This window comes from Mesorhizobium sp. LNJC405B00 (assembly GCF_000502615.1).
Taxonomy (GTDB): domain Bacteria; phylum Pseudomonadota; class Alphaproteobacteria; order Rhizobiales; family Rhizobiaceae; genus Mesorhizobium.
Genome location: NZ_AYWC01000012.1, coordinates 24181 through 44060, shown reverse-complemented (window position 1 = coordinate 44060; position 19880 = coordinate 24181). Strand labels below are relative to the sequence as shown.

The 19880-nt window shown below is 63.3% G+C and carries 22 protein-coding genes and 1 pseudogene; 9 read left to right on the top strand and 14 right to left on the bottom strand.

Features of this window, described 5'->3' with window-relative positions; genetic code table 11:
• Positions 1 to 12 precede the first annotated feature (12 nt).
• The 7 genes and pseudogenes from X756_RS144295 to X756_RS144320 all read right to left on the bottom strand — a co-directional run bounded on the left by X756_RS144295 (position 13) and on the right by X756_RS144320 (position 7799).
• Entirely contained in the window at positions 13 to 597 is a 585-nt protein-coding gene (locus tag X756_RS144295; RefSeq protein WP_023730852.1) for a hypothetical protein, read from the bottom strand.
• Positions 598 to 677: 80 nt separating this feature from the next.
• Positions 678 to 1991: a serine hydroxymethyltransferase gene (gene glyA, locus X756_RS144300; protein ID WP_023730851.1), complete on the bottom strand. Its 1314-nt coding sequence runs from the start codon at positions 1989 to 1991 to the stop codon at positions 678 to 680.
• A 171-nt stretch (positions 1992 to 2162) separates the two neighbouring features.
• Positions 2163 to 3808, bottom strand: a pseudogene (locus X756_RS01000000165855) (Na+/H+ antiporter).
• Positions 3809 to 3991: 183 nt separating this feature from the next.
• Complete coding sequence (locus X756_RS144305) at positions 3992 to 5245, bottom strand: L,D-transpeptidase family protein (protein WP_023708671.1); 1254 nt, start codon at positions 5243 to 5245, stop codon at positions 3992 to 3994.
• 378 nt (positions 5246 to 5623) lie between these two features.
• Positions 5624 to 6139: a winged helix DNA-binding protein gene (locus tag X756_RS144310; RefSeq protein WP_023672997.1), complete on the bottom strand. Its 516-nt coding sequence runs from the start codon at positions 6137 to 6139 to the stop codon at positions 5624 to 5626.
• A 203-nt stretch (positions 6140 to 6342) separates the two neighbouring features.
• On the bottom strand, positions 6343 to 6765 hold the full coding sequence (locus tag X756_RS144315; protein ID WP_023730850.1) for a DUF6163 family protein: 423 nt from the start codon (positions 6763 to 6765) through the stop codon (positions 6343 to 6345).
• Complete coding sequence (locus X756_RS144320; protein WP_023730849.1) at positions 6762 to 7799, bottom strand: enoyl-CoA hydratase/isomerase family protein; 1038 nt, start codon at positions 7797 to 7799, stop codon at positions 6762 to 6764. Before X756_RS144320 ends, X756_RS144315 begins: the two co-directional genes overlap by 4 nt.
• A gap of 180 nt (positions 7800 to 7979) precedes the next feature.
• Here X756_RS144320 and X756_RS144325 point away from each other — a divergent pair, with 180 nt between their 5' ends.
• Together X756_RS144325 and hemB are read left to right on the top strand one after the other, a co-directional pair.
• Complete coding sequence (locus X756_RS144325) at positions 7980 to 8486, top strand: pyridoxamine 5'-phosphate oxidase family protein (protein ID WP_023750458.1); 507 nt, start codon at positions 7980 to 7982, stop codon at positions 8484 to 8486.
• 88 nt (positions 8487 to 8574) lie between these two features.
• Complete coding sequence (gene hemB / locus X756_RS144330) at positions 8575 to 9630, top strand: porphobilinogen synthase (RefSeq protein WP_023730848.1); 1056 nt, start codon at positions 8575 to 8577, stop codon at positions 9628 to 9630.
• A 34-nt stretch (positions 9631 to 9664) separates the two neighbouring features.
• Here the strand turns inward: hemB and X756_RS144335 are convergent, their stop codons facing one another.
• Positions 9665 to 9991 carry a DUF1330 domain-containing protein gene (locus X756_RS144335; RefSeq protein WP_023673003.1) on the bottom strand — a complete coding sequence of 109 codons (327 nt, stop codon included), beginning with the start codon at positions 9989 to 9991 and terminating at the stop codon, positions 9665 to 9667.
• Positions 9992 to 10166: 175 nt separating this feature from the next.
• Between X756_RS144335 and X756_RS144340 the strand changes: the two genes are divergently transcribed.
• Together X756_RS144340 and X756_RS144345 are read left to right on the top strand one after the other, a co-directional pair.
• A complete protein-coding gene (locus X756_RS144340) occupies positions 10167 to 10862 on the top strand; it encodes a helix-turn-helix domain-containing protein (RefSeq protein WP_023682403.1) in 696 nt (231 codons plus the stop codon).
• Positions 10863 to 10972: 110 nt separating this feature from the next.
• A complete protein-coding gene (locus X756_RS144345; protein WP_023689515.1) occupies positions 10973 to 11617 on the top strand; it encodes a dihydrofolate reductase family protein in 645 nt (214 codons plus the stop codon).
• A 189-nt stretch (positions 11618 to 11806) separates the two neighbouring features.
• Here the strand turns inward: X756_RS144345 and ppk2 are convergent, their stop codons facing one another.
• Positions 11807 to 12727: a polyphosphate kinase 2 gene (gene ppk2, locus X756_RS144350; RefSeq protein ID WP_023730847.1), complete on the bottom strand. Its 921-nt coding sequence runs from the start codon at positions 12725 to 12727 to the stop codon at positions 11807 to 11809.
• Positions 12728 to 12971: 244 nt separating this feature from the next.
• Between ppk2 and X756_RS144355 the strand changes: the two genes are divergently transcribed.
• Complete coding sequence (locus X756_RS144355; protein ID WP_023730846.1) at positions 12972 to 14015, top strand: aldo/keto reductase; 1044 nt, start codon at positions 12972 to 12974, stop codon at positions 14013 to 14015.
• Positions 14016 to 14035: 20 nt separating this feature from the next.
• Here the strand turns inward: X756_RS144355 and X756_RS144360 are convergent, their stop codons facing one another.
• The gene (locus X756_RS144360) at positions 14036 to 15007 is read right to left on the bottom strand and encodes a glycosyl transferase family 90 (RefSeq protein WP_023697459.1); all 972 of its coding nucleotides are present in this window, start codon (positions 15005 to 15007) and stop codon (positions 14036 to 14038) included.
• A gap of 178 nt (positions 15008 to 15185) precedes the next feature.
• Between X756_RS144360 and X756_RS1000000167925 the strand changes: the two genes are divergently transcribed.
• The gene (locus X756_RS1000000167925; protein WP_023673009.1) at positions 15186 to 15344 is read left to right on the top strand and encodes a hypothetical protein; all 159 of its coding nucleotides are present in this window, start codon (positions 15186 to 15188) and stop codon (positions 15342 to 15344) included.
• A 72-nt stretch (positions 15345 to 15416) separates the two neighbouring features.
• Here X756_RS1000000167925 and X756_RS144365 read toward each other — a convergent pair whose 3' ends face one another.
• A complete protein-coding gene (locus tag X756_RS144365; protein WP_245259900.1) occupies positions 15417 to 15650 on the bottom strand; it encodes a DUF982 domain-containing protein in 234 nt (77 codons plus the stop codon).
• 109 nt (positions 15651 to 15759) lie between these two features.
• Complete coding sequence (locus X756_RS144370; RefSeq protein WP_023730845.1) at positions 15760 to 16425, bottom strand: GntR family transcriptional regulator; 666 nt, start codon at positions 16423 to 16425, stop codon at positions 15760 to 15762.
• Positions 16426 to 16575: 150 nt separating this feature from the next.
• Here X756_RS144370 and X756_RS144375 point away from each other — a divergent pair, with 150 nt between their 5' ends.
• Together X756_RS144375 and X756_RS144380 are read left to right on the top strand one after the other, a co-directional pair.
• Positions 16576 to 17841, top strand: coding sequence for a multidrug efflux MFS transporter (locus X756_RS144375; protein WP_023730844.1), 1266 nt, complete (start codon positions 16576 to 16578; stop codon positions 17839 to 17841).
• Between the two features lie 43 nt (positions 17842 to 17884).
• Entirely contained in the window at positions 17885 to 18259 is a 375-nt protein-coding gene (locus X756_RS144380) for a DUF423 domain-containing protein (RefSeq protein ID WP_023673013.1), read from the top strand.
• 39 nt (positions 18260 to 18298) lie between these two features.
• Here X756_RS144380 and X756_RS1000000169465 read toward each other — a convergent pair whose 3' ends face one another.
• The gene (locus tag X756_RS1000000169465; RefSeq protein WP_023673014.1) at positions 18299 to 18442 is read right to left on the bottom strand and encodes a hypothetical protein; all 144 of its coding nucleotides are present in this window, start codon (positions 18440 to 18442) and stop codon (positions 18299 to 18301) included.
• 63 nt (positions 18443 to 18505) lie between these two features.
• A complete protein-coding gene (locus X756_RS1000000169460; RefSeq protein WP_023705079.1) occupies positions 18506 to 18649 on the bottom strand; it encodes a hypothetical protein in 144 nt (47 codons plus the stop codon).
• Between the two features lie 146 nt (positions 18650 to 18795).
• On the opposite strand from X756_RS1000000169460, the gene X756_RS144385 reads away from it, so the two are divergent.
• Entirely contained in the window at positions 18796 to 19878 is a 1083-nt protein-coding gene (locus tag X756_RS144385; protein WP_023682412.1) for a substrate-binding domain-containing protein, read from the top strand.
• Positions 19879 to 19880 lie beyond the last annotated feature (2 nt).

The following is a 19880-nucleotide window of genomic DNA, read 5'->3' as shown; positions in this document are numbered from 1 at the left end:
GCGCCAGATATGTCAGGGCGCGACGTCCTTGGTCGGGAAGCCGCAGGACGTTCCGAGGTTGCGGTAGGCCTTGGTGAAGCCGTCCATAGGGATGCTGGCGACGGCTTGCTTGCCGAACGTCACGTCGAGCGAGATGACCTGGCGCATGGCCCGCAACAAAGCGAGACTGGTCTTGGCCTGGTTGTCGACGGTCCAGCTCGGGCGGCCGGCATCATTGGAATAGACGGTCGCGGAAACCTTGACGCCGGGGTCACCGAAGGTCGCGGCGATCTTCTTGCCGGTCGGCAGCTCCTTGTTGGCGATCGTGAACATGATCGCGGGATAGGCATCGGGCGGCAGCGCGTCGCCGGTCGAGATCGAAAGCGTCAGCGTGCCGGCATTGCCGCCGCCATCGACAAAGGCCGTGGAGGCAGCGCAGGTCTTGCGGGAATCCTGGCCGGTGTCGAGCGCATCGATGATGGTGGTCCACCTGCCAAAGGTGTTTGTGGCGGGGATATCCGTGCCCGGCTGCGTCTGCTCCTGGGCGATCGCGCCCGACACGGCGACAGCGGCAAGCGAGCCGAGGGAGGCCAGAACGGCAGGATGGAACATGCGCATCGTCAAATCTCCAACAGGCCGCGCCGCCCGGACAGCAAGCGGCGCAGAGCGCGGGATAAAAGACGAAGCGCCGCTGGTGGTCAACCGAGATAGGGATAGAGCGGGAAACGATCGGTCAGCGCCACGACCTTTGCCTTCACCGCCGCCTCGACCGCCGCATTGCCTTCGTCGGAATTGGCGACCTTCAGCCCGTCCAGCACTTCGGCGATCAGCTTGCCGATCTCGCGGAACTCGGCCTGGCCGAAGCCGCGCGTGGTGCCGGCCGGCGTGCCCAGACGCACGCCAGAGGTGACGAAAGGCTTTTCCGGATCGAACGGGATGCCGTTCTTGTTGCAGGTGATGTTGGCGCGGCCGAGCGCTGCCTCGGCGCGCTTGCCGGTGGCGTTCTTGGGCCTGAGATCGACCAGCATCAGATGGTTGTCGGTGCCGCCGGACACGATGTCGAGGCCGGTTTCCTTGAGGCTCGACGCCAGCGCCTTGGCGTTGGCGACGACGCTCTCGGCATAGAGCTTGAAGCTCGGCTTCAGCGCCTCGCCGAAGGCGACCGCCTTGGCGGCGATGACATGCATCAGCGGGCCGCCCTGCAGGCCGGGGAAAACCGCCGAGTTCATCTTCTTGGCGATGTCCTCGTCATTGCACAGGATCATGCCGCCGCGCGGGCCTCGCAACGATTTGTGCGTGGTCGTGGTCACGACATGGGCGTGCGGCAGCGGTGACGGATGCACGCCGCCGGCAACCAGGCCGGCGATATGGGCCATGTCGACCATCAGATAGGCGCCGACCGCATCGGCGATCTCGCGAAAGCGCTTCCAGTCCCAGATGCGCGAATAGGCGGTGCCGCCGGCCAGGATCAGCTTCGGCTTGGTCTCATGCGCGGTCTTTTCGATCGCGTCCATGTCGAGCAGATGGTCGTCCTTGCGCACGCCATAGGAAACGACCTTGAACCATTTGCCGCTCATATTGACGGGCGAGCCGTGCGTCAGGTGGCCGCCGGAGTTCAGGTCGAGGCCCATGAAGGTATCGCCCGGCTGCAGCAGCGCCAGGAAGACCGCCTGGTTCATCTGGCTGCCGGAATTCGGCTGGACATTGGCGAAGTTGCAGCCGAACAGCTTTTTGGCGCGCTCGATAGCGAGTTCCTCGGCGACGTCGACGAACTGGCAGCCGCCATAATAGCGCTTGCCCGGATAACCCTCGGCGTATTTGTTGGTCATGATCGAGCCCTGCGCCTCGAGCACGGCGCGCGAAACGATGTTTTCCGAGGCGATCAGCTCGATCTCGTGACGCTGGCGGCCAAGCTCGTTGCGGATCGAGCCGAAGATCTCCGGATCGGCATCTTCCAGCGTGGTTTCGAAGAAGGATTCGAATTTGTTCGACGCTGCCGCTGCAGTTGCCATGGCCTGAAATCCTTCGGTTCGGGGCATTTATCTATGCATATCGTTGCCCCGAAACCGCTGCACGGTTCCGGGCGACATGCATTGCCGCGCCATTAACACAGTTGTTTTCGCCTCGCCACGTTTGCAGCGCGAAATTTGCTGGCCGGATTGCGCCAGAGCGGCCCTGAACCGCTATTTTCGCTCCTGCCGCCCCTGCAGCAAGGCTTCGGTGAGCGTGATCTCGGTAAACAGCGCCCGCGCCGTATGGTCGTTGATCGCGCCGCTGCTTAACATGTCGCGCACGGCGATGCGCTCGGCCTCGATGCCGGCAAGCCGCATTTCGAGCTCCAGCCGCCCGGCTTCGCGGGCCTCCGCCCGGGCGTCGTCGGCCTCGTCCGAGGTGGCGATGCGGCGCCGGTAGCCGGCGACGATGTTTTCGGCGGCGGCAAGCCTGGCGCCGGGCACCTCGCCCTGGTCGTCGTCGCTGGCGCCCGCCATGCTTTCGATGCGGGCGATGGCCGCCTTGGCGGCGCCGATGCGGGCGAGACGCTCCTCGATGGCGCTGCCATCCTCGCCCGGCTCGACCAGTCCGTGCGCTATCTTCGGCAGCGCCACGCTGGCGATGGCGAGCGAACAGATGATGACGCCGGCGGCGAGGAAGATCACCAGGTCGCGCGCCGGAAAAGACGAGCCGTCCGGCATGGCAACCGGCAGCGACAGGATGCCGGCCAGCGTGATCGCGCCGCGCACGCCCGCCACCGAGCCGGCAAGCCGCACACGCATGCCAAACGGCTCGGCCTTGCGCTTTCCCCATTTTGCCTTGAGGCCTGCCGCATATCGCCGACCCAGATCCAGAGGAAGCGCAGCGCGATCAGGCACAGCGTCAGCGCTATCACCGTCGCGACCGGCTGGATGATCGGGTAATGGCCGGTCAGTTCGGGCGGCACGCGGCGAATGATTTCGGGAAGCTGCATGCCGAGCACGATGAACAGCGCGCCATTGTAGACGAAGGACAAGGTCGTCCACAGCGAGATCGTCTGCATGCGCGCCGAGACGCCGAGGAAGCGGAAGACGCCGGAGCCGCCGGTCAAAAGCCCGGCGGTGACCGCCGCCAGAATGCCTGAGGCATGCAGATGTTCGGCGACGAGATAGGCAATGAAGGGCAGCAGGACCATGACCAGAACCTGCGCCTCGGCCGGAACGGCGCCGATGCGATTCAGAAGCTGCAGCAGCCTGGCGGCGATGAACAACGCGGCGATGCCGGCCAGGATGCCGATGGCGACGGCATAGACGAAGGACAGCGATGCATCGGCGAAGGAAAAGCTGCCGGTCACGGCGGCGGCGACGGCGAAGCGGAACATGACCAGGCCCGAGGCGTCGTTGAGCAGCGCCTCGCCTTCCAGAATATGCATCAGCCGCGCCGGCACCAGGCTTCTGTCGACGATCGAGGACACCGCCACGGCGTCGGTCGGGGACAGCACGGCGGCGAGCGCGAAGGCGACGACCAGCGGGATGCTCGGCACCAACCAGTGCAAGGCATAACCGAAGCCGACAATGGTAAAGAAGACCAGCCCGATGGCCAGATCGAGGATCGGTCCGCGCAGCGCGATCAGCTCGCGTTTGGGCGCTCCATAGGCATCGCCGAACAAAAGCGGCGGAATGAACACCAGCAGGAAGAGTTCGGGGTCGATCTCGACATGGATGCCTTTCACCGGCCAGGCGAGCGCGGCGCCGATGGCAATCTGCAGCACCGGCAGCGGCACCCGAACCAACCGCACCAGTGCGCCGGAAAGAGCGACGAAGACCAGCACGGCGAGGATGAAGATTGCGACCTGCATGGCGCGATTCCGGCTGTTTTGAGGACCATGCGCAATTGCCGTTAGTCCGTCCAGATGGGCCTGCGGCGCAACGTCCGGCAGTGTTCATGGCCTGCATGGCTGGCGGCCACCAGTCTTCTTCTGTTGGGATGTCGAACGGAAAAGGCCACCTTGCGGTGGCCTTTCCTGAAGGAGATCAGCAGCTTAGAGCGAAGAGGTGATCTGCAGTTCGCTGGCGCCATCGAGCGCGTAGACGTCGTCGCGGAACTGCACGACGCCCGGACCCGTCGACCAGGCCGACACATAGAGGAAGTGGACCGGAACCGGGTTGACGACCTGCACCGGCGTGTTCTCGCCGGTCTTGATGGTCGCCTCGAAATGCTGGCGATCCCAGCCGGGCGTGTCGCGCAGGATCCATGTGACGAGGTCGCGCACGTTCTGGACACGCACGCAGCCCGAGGAATCGAAGCGCATCATCTTGCCGAACAGGCTTTGCTGCGGCGTATCGTGCATGTAGACGCCGTCGGGGCTGGGGAAGTTGATCTTCACCGAGGCCATGGCGTTGCCGGAACCCGGATCCTGGCGGAAGCGGTATTTTGCGGCATCATCCGTCGACCAGTCGACAGTCATCGGATCGACTTCGCTGCCATCAGGCGCAAACAGCCGGATGTGGCTGTCCTTGAGATAGTCGGGGTTCTTCCGCATCAGCGGAATGATGTCCTTGCGCACGATCGAGACCGGCGCGTTCCAGTAAGGATTGACGATGATCTCGTTGATCTTGGAATTGACCACCGGGGTCTGGCGGTCGATCTTGCCGACGATTGCGGTGTGGCGCAGCACGACGCGATCGTTCTCGACCGCCTCGATCTGTGCCGCCGGGATATCGACCAGCACATAACGGCTGCCCAGCGTGCCGGCCTTTTCGCGCAGGCGCTCCAGGTTGGTCTGCAGCTGACCGAGGCGGATCTGCGCCGAAACGTTCATCGCGGCATAGGTGTATTTGCCCATGGCGCCGTCGGCCGGCAGGCCATGGCGCGCCTGGAAGCGCTTGACCGCGGCGTCGACGTAGGAATCGAACGACGTCGAAATGCCGGCGCTCTGCGCCAGGTCGCCCGAAACCATCAGCCGCTTGCGCAGCGGCACCACGTCCGGATCGTCGACGCCAAGCTGCAGCTTCTTGGTCGCCGGCACCTCGCCCCAGCCGCCCTGGGCGACGATGTTCTGATACTGCGCCACCGCCTGTTCGGTGAAGGCGACCGTCTGCAGGCTGAAGATCGGCAGCGTCGAGGCGACCTTGCCGCCCTCCGAGGCGCGGGCATCGAACTGGTCGTCCCAATTGCCGCGGCCCGACGATTTCAGGATATCGTCGATCACATCCTGCGCGCTGGCGGCATTGGCAACCATGGCAACGGCGAGCGCGGAAGCTCCGGAAAGGAAAAGGCGGCGGCTGGTTCTCATGGACGTTCCAGACATTCTTGTCGTGTTTGGCTTCTAGCGTTTGGCTGTTGCAGCGTTCGGCTACGTGCCCGATGTTGGGCGATATCGCCCGCACTCTAAAGTTGGCACTGTTAACAATTAGCCAACCATGACCTGCATCACTGAGCCGTGAAAAGCGGACCGCGATGCGACATTACAGGCGCGCGAACAGCTTTCGCCGCCGCATCACCCGCATCCCCGCTTCCACCGCGAATATGGCGGCAACGTGGCTTACGCCGAATTTGGAAGCGCCGGCGGCTCGAAAAGAAAAGGCCGGTGCTTTTCGGCACCGGCCTGTTGGCTGAGACTTTCCTCCGGCCGCGCTTCTTCCGGCGCAGCTGCTATTCAATGGCCCGCTGATTACATCCGGTAGGCGATGGTGTCGTTCCAGAAGCGGTCGAGGCGCTGCAGCGCGCGGTTCATCTGCTTGAACTCTTCGCTGTTGATGCCGCCGACCTGTTCGATCGAGCCGACATGGCGCTCATAGAGACCGGCGACGACTTCCGCCACTTCATTGCCCTTCGGCGTCAGCGAAACGCGGACCGAACGGCGGTCGATGCGCGAGCGCTGGTGGTTGATGAAGCCGAGATCGACCAGCTTCTTCAGATTGTAGGAGACGTTCGAGCCGAGATAGTAGCCACGCGAGCGCAGCTCGCCGGCGGTCAGTTCGGAATTGCCGATATTGAACAGAAGCAGAGCCTGGATGGCATTGATGTCGGAACGGCCGTTGCGGTCGAACTCGTCCTTGATCACGTCAAGCAGACGGCGATGCAGACGCTCGACCAGCTGCAGCGATTCCATGTAAAGCGAACGGATAGCCTCGCGGCGATCGTCGGATACGTTGGCGGTCTTCGCCGCCGGACGCGAATTGATCATTGTCTTTGCCTCTCGTTTGTCGCCCTGGTGATTTTTTGTTTTTCACCTTGATTGCGACACTATCGAATACTCATAAAATTCGACTTAAACGCTAGGGCTAACAAGAGCTTACCGGTAATAGGTTTCGCAAGACGCTTAACGAACGGTCACCCGAGCAAGGATAATTAACCTAAAGATTTAGCCAATGGCTGCGGGGCGGCGTTTCAGGCGCGCGCAGGGCGCTTGCGCATCCAGATGACGACGCGGAAGGCGATGTAGAGCAGCGCGACCGCGGCATGCGACAAGACGATCAGCGGCCGGTGGCCGTACAGATCGGGGAAGCCGGCATACATGATGGTCTCGGTCACCGCGCAGATGAACCAGATCACCGGGCCCCACGACGCCAGCATCCACAGGCCGGCGGCGGCGAAGGGGAAGAACACGGCCAGCATCACCGCCACGACCTGCCAGTGCACCGGCATCAGGTCGAAGCGCCACAGCGGGCCGGGATAAAAACCGATCAGCCGGATCCAGTACAGGATGCCGAACAGCAGGCAATAGCCCGCTATGACGCGCTGGAACCAGGCGAAGATGATCTCGACGCCCGAGGGCTGCAGCACGATGCGCCGCGACGTGACCTCGCTCACAGTTCGAGCTCCCGTTCGAGCGGCGCGAAATAGGCGTCCACCGAAGCAGCGTCGACCTCGGCCAGGCTTGCCGGCCGCCACTGCGGCGTCGAACCCTTGTCGACGAGGACGGCGCGGATGCCTTCATAGAAGTCGTGCCCGGCCAGCATGCGGTTGAGGATGCGGAACTCCATCTTCATGCAGGCTTCCATCGACAGCGTCAGCCCGGCGCTGATCTGGCGCCACGCGACATTGAGGCTGGTCGGCGAGCGGGTGCGGATGTTGGCCAGCGTCTTGGCGGCAAACTCGTCGGCGCCTGCCGCCCGCTCCAGGCTCTCGAGGATTTCGGCGAGCGACGGTTGGGAAAAATGCCGGGCGATGGCTTCCAGCACCGGCTGGGCGGTTTCGCGCCGGGCCGGCACGAAGAAGCCGCGCAGCACCGATTCCGGATCGCCATTGGCGCAGAGCCGGTCGAGAAAGGCAGCCTGGTCGGCGGCCTTGATGGTGTGGGTGGCCAGGCCCGACCACAGCGCATCGCCATAGCGAATGCGGTTGCCGGTCAGCGCCAGATACATGCCGAAGCTGCCGCCAAGGTCGGGCAGCAGATGGCTGCCGCCCACGTCGGGGAAGAAACCGATGCCGACTTCGGGCATGGCGAACTGGGCGTTCTCGGTCAGCACGCGCTGCGAGCCGTGGAAAGAGATGCCGACGCCCCCGCCCATCACGATCCCGTCGATCAGCGCGACATAGGGCTTTTTGTAACTGTTGATGCGGGCGTTGAGCCGGTATTCGTCGGCGAAGAACTCGACCGGCGGCTTCCCGGCGCGGGCCTCGTAGACGTGCATGATGTCGCCGCCGGCGCAAAACGCTCTGCCCTCGGCCTTGACGACGACGACATCGACGCCGGTATCGCGTTCAAAAGCGTCGAGCGCCTTGTCCAGCGCCTTGATCATGCGATGTGTCAGCGCATTGAGCGCCTGCGGCCGCGTCAGCGTGACGACGCCTGCCTTGCCCAACCGTTCGAAGCGGATCTCGTCGCCGCCGCCAAAGTCCATCGTCAGAGAATCCCTCCCCGCGCCTGCGGGACTGAAGTGCTAAAGGTGGCGCATGGGTGCGTCAACCGGCGGGCGCGGTTTGGATTTTCGCAAGGCAACGCGACCGTGCTTTGCCCCCGACAGAAATGCGCGCAAAATTGCCGGGCAAAACAGCCTTTCTTCTGATGCAGGGACAAACGCATGACGCTTGAAACCGCAGCGCCGAGCCATGGCTGGGAGATGCCGAAAAAGTTCGACCCGGATGATGTTCTCAGCCGCCCGCTGATGGCCAATCTGGCGACCGTGACGGCTGACGGCGCGCCGCGCAACGCGCCGATGTGGTTCATCTGGGAGGACGCTGCGATCTGGCTACTCGGCTCGACCGGCGCAAGTGCTGTCAAACACCTCGAACGTGACCCGCGCTGCGCCGTGGAGATCGTCCATTTCGACAATGAGGCCGGCATCCTGCTGCATCTCGGCCTGCGCGGCGTCGCCACCATAGAAGCGATGGCGCCGAACCGCTTCAAACGGCTGCTGCACAAATATCTCGGCCCGGAGGCGACCTGGAACCGCTGGTTCATCGACAATGTCGCCGACATCGGCCATCCGGACGGGCGCCTGATCCGGCTCGCCCCGGAGAGCACCTTCACCAACAATGTGTCGTTCTTCAAAACCGGCCCAGAACTGGCGTGGCCGCCGAAGCCGTAAGCAGCGCGTTATCGACTGGCACAATCGTGTCGCATTGGTCAGCGGCAAGGCCTCGTGGTAAAAGCCGCCCCGACCCGGAGTTTTTGCGATGAACAAATTCACCCCCGCGACGAGCAACAAATTCGCACCGGCAAAGCCCGCCGGTGCGCGCAGCGTCGACGAGATCACCGGCAGCCGCCGCTTGCGGCGCATGCGCAAGGCCGACTGGTCGCGCCGCCTGGTGCAGGAAAACCGGCTTACGGTGAACGATCTGATCTGGCCGATCTTCGTGATCGACGGCAAGAACTCGCGCGAGCCGATCGCCGCCATGCCCGGCGTCTTCCGCCTGTCGCTGGACCTCGCCGTCAAGGAGGCCGAGCGGGCCGCTAAGCTCGGCATTCCGGCGATCGCCACCTTCCCCAATGTTGAACTCAGCCTGCGCGACCAGACGGGATCGCACATCCTCGACCCGGAAAACATAATCAACCGCGCCACCCGCGCCATCAAGGACGCAGTGCCCGAGATCGGCATCATCACCGATGCCGCGCTCGATCCGTTCACCTCGCACGGCCATGACGGCATCTTGCGCGACGGCATCATCGTCAATGACGAGACAGTGGAACAGGTGACCGCCGCGGCCGTCATCCAGGCAGCGGCCGGCGCCGACATCATCGCGCCGTCCGACATGATGGACGGCCGCATCGGCGCCATCCGCGACGCACTCGACGCCAACGGTTTTTCGGATGTGGCGATCATGTCCTATGCGACGAAATTCGCCTCCGCCTTCTACGGCCCCTACCGCGAGGCGGTCGGCACCGCCGGCCTGCTCAAGGGCGACAAGAAGACCTACTATCTCGACCACGCCAATTCCGACGAAGCGGTGCGCGAGGCCGAGCAGGATATCGCCGAGGGCGCCGACATGCTGATGGTCAAGCCCGGCATGCCCTATCTCGACATCATCCGCCGGCTGAAGGACGAGTTCCAGATGCCGACCTTCGCCTACCAGGTTTCGGGCGAATATTCGATGATCAAGGCGGCGGCCGCCAATGGCTGGATCGACGGCGAGAAAGCGATGCTGGAATCGCTGCTCGCCTTCAAGCGCGCCGGCTGCGACGGCATCCTGACTTACTTCGCGCCGGAAGTGGCGCAGATGCTGAAGGGTTAGCCGGAACCTGGATGCTCCGGGTTCCGGCTTTTCCTCACGCCTTTGGCAAATAAGGAATCGTTCCGGCGAGATCGGTATCGTCGATCAGCTGGAAGCGGCTGTCGCTGCCCTTCCGGCGCTCCGCCACAAACGGGGCGTATTGCGGATCGTTGGTGAAGGCCTCGGCTGCCTTTGCCGACGGAAACGCCATGATGGCGATCAGGCTGGTGTCGAGCGGCTTGCCCTCGAGCGTCTTCACGTTGCCGCTGCGGGCGAGGTATTTGCCGCCATGCTTGTGCACGAGGTCGTGCACCGAAGCGGCATAGGCCGGCACCCATTTGTCGTCCTTCACCTTGATGTCTGCGATCACGTAAGCGGTCATTTCAAAACTCCTCATGGATCGGCACCGGACTGCCCGGCGACGTACCGCTGCCTCGCATGGCAGCGCCGGACCGCTCCAGTCACAGAACTGTACCGGGGGTGCCAGTACAGCTTCTGTACTGGCTGAACTCAGGTTTTCTGAATAAGGTCCGGCAACATCTTTTGGAGCTCACCACATGACACAAGCCGGTTACAAGCAATTCTGCCCGCTCTCCATGGCCGCCGAGCTGCTCTGCACACGCTGGACCATGGTGCTGCTGCGCGAACTGGTGGCGGGATCGACCCGCTTCAACGATTTGCGCCGCGGCGTGCCGAAAATGTCGCCAACCCTTCTGTCGCAACGGCTCAAGGACCTCGAGGCCGGCGGCATCGTCGAGCGGACCGAGATCGCGACCGAGAAGGGCGTGTTCGAATACCGGCTGACCGAGGCGGGCCGGGATTTGCGCCCGGTTGTCGAGGCGATGGGGTTTTGGGGCCAGAAATGGGTCGAGGCCAGGCTGTCGCTCAAAAACCTCGATCCGTCGCTGCTGATGTGGGACATGCGGCGCAATCTGAACCCCAGTCCGCTGCCGGACGGGCGCACCGTGATACAATTCCTGTACCATGACCTGCCGGCGTCAAAACGATCGTGGTGGCTGATCGTCGAAAAGCAGGGCGAGGTCGATCTTTGCTGGTACGATCCGGGCTTCGACGTCGATCTCTACGTCTCGACCGATCTGTGCACCATGACCTCGATCTGGATGGGGCTGACGACAGTTCACAAGGAACGCGACAAGATCAGCCTGACCGGCGATCTCGACGTCGCCGGCAAGATGCAGATCTGGCTTGGGCTCAGCCCGTTTGCGGTGATGCCGAAGCGCGTGGCGGCTTGAGGTCCCTGCGCATTCCACAGATCGGCTTGCCTCTAAAAATACTAGTTGCAAAATGCAATCAGTTTGAATACTGATTGCAAATCACAACTGGTCACCAAAGGGAGTCTTCCATGTCCAAACTGCGCGTCAATGCCTTCACCTTGTCGCTCGACGGTTTCGGCGCCGGTCCTGACCAGGACCTGCAAAATCCGCTCGGCGTTGGTGGCGAAGATCTGCACAAATGGATGACCGGCACCCGCACCTTCCACGAGATGGTCGGCAAGGATGGCGGCAGCACCGACGTGGACGACCGGTTCACCGTCCGCAGCTTCGACAATGTCGGCGCCTGGATCCTCGGCCGCAACATGTTCGGCCCGATCCGCGGCGAATGGCCGGATGAGAACTGGAAGGGCTGGTGGGGCAACAACCCGCCCTATCACGTGCCGACCTTCGTGCTGACCCATCACAAGCGCGACCCCATTGTGATGGAAGGCGGCACCATTTTCCGCTTCGTTACCGGCGGCATCCACGCCGCGCTCGAACAAGCAAAGGCTGCGGCCGGCGGCAAGGATGTCCGCGTCGGCGGCGGCGTTTCCACTATCCGGCAATATCTCAAGGAGAAGCTCATCGACGAGTTGCATCTGGCTGTGTCGCCAGTGTTGCTCGGGAGGGGCGAGAGCCTGTTTGCCGGGCTGGATATGCTGAAGCTGGGTTACCAGTGCACCGAGCAGGTGGCGACAGCGCTCGCCACGCATGTGACGATCAAGCGGGTGTAGTGGCGAAGTGATAGGCGCAGGCTTCTTTCTCCCCGTTCTACGGGGAGAAATGCCCGGCAGGCAATGAGGGGCAGCGCTGCTTTTGGAGGTTAGCAGCGTCCGACGACTGTGAATTCGCCGATGCCGGCGCTGCCCCTCATCCGCCCTTCGGGCACCTTCTCCCCGTGAAACGGGGAGAAGGAAAAGTGCTCAATACTTCTCCGGCACGTAAAGCTCGCGCGGCAGGACCTGGCGCTCGTACTCCGGGTTGAACACCCGCTCGGGCAGCGTGATTTCTTCGTGCGGCACGTCCTCATAGGGCAGCTGTTTGAGGAGATGGTCGATGCAGTTCAGCCGCGCCCGCTTCTTGTCGTTGCCTTCGACGATGTACCACGGTGCCTCTGGGATGTTGGTGCGGGCAAACGTCTCTTCCTTGGCCTTGGTGTACTGCTCCCAGCGCACGCGCGACTGCAGGTCCATCGGCGACAGCTTCCACTGCTTCATCGGATCGTGGATGCGCATCATGAAGCGCATCTGCTGTTCCTCGTCGGTGATCGAGAACCAGTATTTGACCAGCGTGACGCCGGAGCGGACCAGCATGCGCTCGAACTCCGGCACGTCGCGGAAGAACTCTTCGACCTGATCGGGTTCGGCAAAGCCCATCACCCGCTCGACGCCGGAGCGGTTGTACCAGGAGCGGTCGAACAGCACGATCTCGCCGCCGGCCGGCAGATGCGGCACGTAGCGCTGGAAATACCATTGTGACTTTTCGCGCTCGGTCGGCGCCGGCAGCGCCACGACGCGGCAGATGCGCGGGTTGAGGCGCTGGGTGATGCGCTTGATGACGCCGCCCTTGCCGGCGGAATCACGGCCCTCGAAAACCACCACTAGCTTCTTCTTGTGGTAGGCAACCCAGGACTGCAGCTTGATCAGTTGCGACTGCAAGCCGATCAGGTCGCGGAAATACTGCATGCGATCGATCGACGGCGGATGCGCGTTCTTGTAGATCTTGGCGATCTCCAACGACAGCGCCGGCTCCGAGATTTCCAGCTCATAGTCCTCGTCGAGCGTGTCGGCGAGTTCGGCTTCCAGCCAATCCCTGGCCGCAGAATTCTGCTTTAGCTCATTCATTTCCACTGCTCCGCTTGCCGGCTGACATGAAACCCTGAGCCGACTTGATATAGGCCGGCAATGACGGTTTTATTGCAAGCCGCCGGCCAGCCGGTCTTCACTGCAAAGCAGCGAGGCATTGCCGATCCAGCGCCCTGGCATGGCGACAAGCCGCTCAAATTGTCCTACAAATAGCGGACCCGTTCGGGCTTCCCCGCCCTTTCCTGCTAAAACCGCCTCCCCACCAAAACTACGAGGATCAGACATGGAATACCGCACGCTTGGCCGTTCCGGCTTGAAAGTTTCGGCGCTGACCTTGGGAACCATGACCTTCGGCGGCAGCGGGCCGTTCGCTGCCGTCGGCAATTCCGATCTCGCGGAGGCCTCGCGCATCATCGACACTTGCATCGATGCCGGCATCAATCTCATCGACACCGCCAATGTCTATTCCAACGGTCTGTCGGAAGAGATCATCGGCGAGGCGCTCGGCGGCAAGCGCAAGAACGACGTGCTGATCGCCTCCAAAGCGCGCATGCGGATCGGCAAGGGCCCCAATGACGAAGGCCTGTCGCGCCATCATCTGATCCGCGAATGCGAGAAGAGCCTGAAGCGCCTCAGGACCGATGTCATCGACATCTATTTCCTGCACGAATGGGACGGCGCGACGCCGCTCGAGGAAACCATCGCCGCGCTCGACACGCTGGTTGCCCAGGGCAAGATCCGCTATGTCGGCTGCTCCAACTATTCCGGCTGGCAGGTCATGAAGGCGCTCGGCATCAGCGACAGCCAGCACCAGCCGCGCTTCGTCACCCAGCAGATCCACTACACGCTGGAAGCACGCGAGGCCGAGTATGAGCTCTTGCCGATCTCGGTCGACCAGGGCCTTGGCGTTTTGGTGTGGAGCCCGCTCGCCGGCGGCCTGCTGTCGGGAAAATACCGCCGCGACAGTCCGACGGCGCGCCAGATCGGCGGCTGGTCGGAACCCCCGATCCGCGACGAGGATCGGCTGTGGCGGATTGTCGACGTGCTGGTCGATATCGGTGCGGCACGCGGCGTTTCGGCGGCCCAGGTGGCGCTGGCCTGGCTGCTCGGCCGGCCGGCCGTCAGCTCGCTGGTGATCGGGGCGCGCAACGAAGCCCAGTTGAAAGACAATCTCGCCGCGGCGAGCCTGACGCTGTCCTTTGATGAACGCCAGCGTCTCGATGCCGTCAGCCGGCCTCCGGTGCTCTATCCCTACTGGCACCAGCAGTTTACGGCGAAGGACCGCTTCGGCCCGGCCGATCTGGTTATGGACCGCAGCGTCATCTGACTTAAGGGCGCCGGAAGCCGCTAGCCCGCGATAAACCGCCAGACCTGCGGATCGGGCTCGATCTGGCCGCTGAGCACGAAATATTTGTAGAGCACGAGCAGGCAGATCGCCTGCTCGGCCCGCTCGTCGGCGAATTTGCGGCAATAGGCGTTGGCCGCCGCAACGATGCGCTGGGCCTCGGCCGGATGTTTCTCGAGATGGTGCACGCGCTCGGCCAGATCGCTGAAGTCGGGCGCCAGCGGCACATAATGGACATCGGGCTCGAGCTGCCCTTCCGCGAACCAGGTCTCATAGGTCGGCGGCGGCATCAGGCAGAGCGAGTTCGAGCTCATGATCCATTTCAGATTGGTCGCGACATCATTGCCTTCGAGCGAGATGATGTAGCGGTAGCGGCGCTGCTGATCGATGCTGAGATAGGGCTTGCGGTATTCCGCAGGTGCTGTCGCCCTCGGCGTGCCGACATCGCAGAACGGCAGATTGCGGGCTGCATCCAGCAACAAGGTGCGGATCGGATTGTTGAGTTCGCCGCGCCAAACGACGAGCGGATGCTTGTCGGCGAAGGCGACATCGTCGGCCGGCATGTAGAAATGACGGAACTTGTTCAGCTTGAACAGGACGCCGTTGCCGTTGTCGCCCGCTATCGGCCGGTCCTTGACGATCGACGGCATCTTCGGCACTTCGATGACGTCGCCGAATTCCAGGTCGATGCGCAGATCTGGGTCGAAATAACGGGTGAACTCCTTCAGATCGTAATAGTACATGCTGCGGTCCGACGGCAGCCGGCTGACCGGCACGGCCTCGGGGCTGGGGCTAAAAGGCTCCCGCAGCGTGTTGTAGTAATTGAGCCGCTGGCGGACCGATGCGTCGGAAAGCCTGGCCTGATCGAGCAGCCGGCCGAGCCGGCGCCGGAAAAGAACCGGCGGCGCGATGTCGCGCATGGCGTTGCGCGCATAGTAGATCAGCTTCTGTGCGTTTCTTTGAAGCGTGGCCATCGGTCGTTTTGATTCGAAATCGGTCGGCGGCGGCTCCAGCAACTGTCCCGCAGCCTTTTCTAAACCATTGTGTTCGCCATCACGCAAGTCCAGAACCGCTGGCATCTGCCCTCGCGGCGCTGTTGTGTTTGCCGGCCAATGCTTCTAGGCAGGATCAGGCACAGCGAAAGGAAACGATATGGCTCGACCACCGAATTACGGTCAGGAACGCAAAGAGCGCGACCGGCAGAAGGCCGCCAAGAAGGCGGAGAAGCTCGCCGCCAAGGTCGCGGCCAAGGAGCGCGCCGAGCCTGAGAACGAGGCAAGTTCCAAAACCGACACCGAGACAGAAAAATAGGCAAGACAGGATCACCGGCCCGCGAAACGGGCCGGATCCTGGCAAAATGCCGGTCTGATCAGGCCGATGTGATCAGGCCGGGGCCTTGTCGCTGACGAAGACGTTGACCTCGCGCGCGGCGGCGATGAAGGCGCGTCTTGCAATCATCGCCGGCTTGTCGCCGGCCAGCGCGTCATGGCAGGCCTGCAGCGCTTCGCGATGCTTGGGGCTGCGCTTGCCGGGCCAGCTGTTGAGCAGGTAATCGGAAGCCTCACGCACCGTACGCAAGAGCTGAGTGCTTCCCTCCGTGCCCGACTTAACGGTCACGGGTGTTTCAAATCGGTTGTTTTCCATGGCCGCCTCTTACGCCATCGGCGTCCGCGAAGCGAGGCCGAAAGCGGATGGCGTCGGCGTTCTTTCGTTTTCGTGACCGGTATCAAGCGGCGACGACAGCAAAACCCCTGGCGCGCAGGCCGCGCCGGTCATTGTGCAACGACGTCACCAGGCGGGCGCGGCTGCCGGCTATATGGGCGGAAAGTCGCGCCGCCGCCGCATCGGCATCGCCGGCCCGCACCGCTGCCAGAATGGCGTGATGCTCGCTCCAGGCGCGGCCAAGGGCCGCCTCGTCGCGCACCTCCAGCCAGCGCGCCCGCGACAGCCGCGTCATGGCATCGCGCACGGCCCGAAACAGGAACTCGTTGCCGGAGAGCCGCGCCAGTTCGATATGGAAATCCATGCCGACGCGGTGCCATTCCTCGCGCGGCGTGGCAGTGTCGCAGGAGTCCAGCATCGCCTTGATGACATCGGCTGCGCTCCTGTCGGCCAGCGCCGAAGTCAGCCTGACCGCCGCGACCTCGACGGCTTCGCGGTACACCGCGATCTGTTCCAGTTCGGCAAGGTTGATCGGCGACACGGTCCAACCGCGCCCGTCGCGGCAGATCAGCCCTTCCGTCTCCAGCCGCAGCAGGGCTGCCCTGACCGGCGTGCGCGAGGCGCCGAAGCGGCTCTCGATCCAGCGCTCCGTCAGCCGCTCGCCAGGACCGACCTCGAGGCCAAGGATCATCTCGCGAAGCGCTTTTTCGACGATGTGCATCTGCGACATAGTTGCTTCCATTGCTGGCGATCGGCCTTGCCCGTTGGTCTTGCCGATCACATTGAGAGCGCCTGATTGACAGCAGCCGGGCTTTGCGTCCATGTGGGTACCAAGTTGGTATCCCAAAATGGTATCCGCAGCAAGCGGACAGGACAGGACATGCCGCAGGACAGTGCAGCGCGGGCCGCCGAAGTGCCTTCCACCTACAACATTCATTGGCGGCGCAACCTGTTCGTCTGCTTTGCCGGATCGTTCAGCACGCTTGTGGCGATGACGTTGCTGCTGCCGTTCCTGCCGCTCTATGTCGAACAGCTGGGCGCCGTGGGCCACGCGGCGATCGTGCAATGGTCCGGCATCGCTTTCGGCGCCACCTTCCTTGCCGCCGCCCTTGTCGCGCCACTGTGGGGACGGCTGGGTGACCGTTATGGCCGCAAGGTGATGCTGGTGCGCGCCAGTTTCGGCATGGCGATCTGCATGTCGCTGACCGGCATGGTGCAGACCGTCTGGCAATTGGTGCTTTTGCGCCTGTTGATCGGCTTTGCCGGCGGTTATTCCTCAGGCTCGACGATCCTTGTCGCCATGCAGACGCCGAAGGAGCGCTCCGGCTGGGCGCTTGGCGTGCTGTCGGCCGGCATCACCGCAGGCTCCCTGGTCGGCCCGTTGCTTGGCGGCGCGCTGCCGCCATTGATCGGTATTCGCGCCACCTTCCTCATCGCGGGCGGCGTCATTTTCCTGGCGGCGCTGGCGACGACGTTCCTGATAAAGGAGATGCCTCGCCCGCCAGTACAGGCAAAACGCGAGGAGAAACCAAAGGGACGTTGGGCGCAGATCCCCGACAAACGCCCTGTCGTGGCCATGCTGGCGACCGGCATGCTGTTCACCTTCGCCAACATGTCGATCGAGCCGATCATCACCGTCTACGTCCAGCAACTGGTCGCGGACGCAAGCCGGGTGACCCTGGTCTCAGGTGTCGTCATGTCGGCGGCCGCACTCGGCGCCATCCTGTCGGCGTCACGGTTGGGCAAACTCGCCGACCGCATCGGCCACTGGAACGTCATCGTCGCATCGCTGGCCGTCTCGGCTCTGCTGTTGATACCGCAGGCCTTCGTCACCGAGAGCTGGCAGTTGGTCGGGCTGCGGTTCCTTATGGGTCTGGTGCTGGGCGGGCTGTTGCCCTGCATCACCAGCGTCATCCGCCACAATGTTCCCGATGGGGTCGGCGGCAATGTGCTGGGCCTGGCAATCTCGGCGCAATATGTCGGCCAGGTTGCGGGGCCGCTGCTGGGCGGCTTCGTCGGCGGCCATTTCGGCATGCGCGCGGTGTTTCTCGGCACGTCGTTGCTGATGGCGGGCGGTGCCGCGTATAATTGGCTGGCCCAGGCGCGCCGCACGCGCGACATGCTGGCGATATCGGAAAAATCCTGACAGACAGGTCGCGCCGCCTATCGTCAATCACGGAGCCCGAGACATGAGCATCGCCGAGTCAGCACCAGCAAACAGCGCGCGCATCCTCGTTTTCGCCGGCGGCATTGCCGGCGCGGCGGGCGTGGCGCTGTCGGCGGCTTCAGCGCATCTCGGCGGCGCGTTCGTCGGCACGGCCGCATCCTTCCTGCTCATGCATGCGCCGGTGTTTTTGGCCGTCGGCCTCGCCGGCGCAAACCGGATCTTGCGGATCGGCAGCCTGGTGCTGCTCGTCGGGCTTGTTCTGTTCTGCGGCGATCTGCTGGCACGGGATTTCGTGGGATCGCGGCTGTTCCCGATGTCGGCGCCGATCGGCGGCACCTTGCTCATCGCGGGCTGGCTGGTTATCGCGGCCTCGGCGCTCGTGCGGCAACGGTCCTGACGAGGCAAGAACCCTGCCCCATCAGATATCACACGAGGCTTAATCCTGCCGGTTTTGCGGCAGCAGGTCGCGGTTGCGCTTGGCAGACTTGGTCGGCCGCCGCCTTTCCGGCTGCTCCGTGGCAGGCGAGATACCCCAGTAGTTGCGATAAATGTCTTCGAACAGATGCTTCACGGGATGCATGTTCGTCTCCTCTTTAAGAACTTGAATCGATCCAATCAGCTGGCACGAAAATGCCGGGGCCGATCAGCTGCGCTTGCGTTTCACAAGGTATTGCAGGTCACGCCTCCACGGCCCGACCTTGTCGCGGCGCTTGCGGGTGGCGGCGTCGGAGACTATGCCCCAATCATTGCCATAGATGTCTTCGAACAGATAATTCACGGGATGCATGGCACCCTCCTCTTGAATCGATCCAAGTTGTACTTGGTGAATCCCTTGGATCGATTCAAATATAGACTCTCTCCGCCGTCCGATCAAGGGAAAATTTGAACCGATCCAACGAAAGTGCTAAACAGGCTCCGGTTCAGGAGACGAAAATGACGGCATTGACCTCCGGCAAGACGAGACCAGTGCGGCTTGCCGACATCGCCAAGGCGGCCGGGGTCTCGCACGGTACCGCGTCCAACGTGTTCGCTCGCCCGGAAATCGTGCGCGAAGAGGTCCGCGAGCGGGTCAAGGCGGCGGCGGAAGCGATGGGCTATGCCGGCCCGGATCCCAAGGGCCGGCTGCTGCGCGCCGGCAAGGTCAACGCCATCGGCGTGGCAACGGCAGAACCATTGTCCTATTTCTTCGACGATCCCTTTGCCCGCGTCATGATGGCCAGCATTTCGCAGGCCTGCGACGCCACCGGCGCCGGAATTTCGCTGGTCTCGGCCGCCAACAGCGAGCAGCTCGCCTGGAACATCCAGAGCGCCCTGGTCGACGGCTTCATCGTGTTCTGCATCGAGGGTGGGTCGCGGCTGGTCGAACTGGCGCGCGAACGCAAACTGCCTTTCGTGGCGCTTGATCTCGATTCGGAAAATGAGGCGGTCGCTGCGATCGGCGTCGACAACGTCGCCGGCGCGGGTCTGGCGGCGCGCCATCTGGCCGAGTTCGGCCATCGCAGCTTTGCCGTACTCGCCCTGGAATCTGCCGACGCTGGCTTTGGTCCCGTCACGCAGGAGCAAGTCGAGACGACATCCCTCTACTCGGGCACACGCGACCGTCTGCGTGGCTATTTCGGCGAGCTCTCCCGCTTCGGCATCGACGTCTCGCAAGTGCCAATCTACGAAACCCTCAATGACGAGGCGAGCGTTCGGGCCGGCCTCGATCATATTTTCGCGCTGCCGCAGACGCCGACGGCAATCCTGGCCATGTCGGACAAGATCGCGCTGCATGCGCTCGACTGGCTGCGCGAGCGTAACATTGCCGTGCCGGGCGATGTGTCAATCGTCGGCTTCGACGGCGTGCCGGAAGGCGCCGACTCCGAGCCGCCACTAACCACTGTCGCCCAGCCGATCGCCGAGATGGGCCGGCTGGCCGTCAAGGCGATCCTCGAAAATGACGGCTCGCAGCACCGGCAATTGCTGCCGGTCGATCTTGTGGTGCGGGGGTCGTCCGGCCCCTCGCCTGCTAGCTAGGC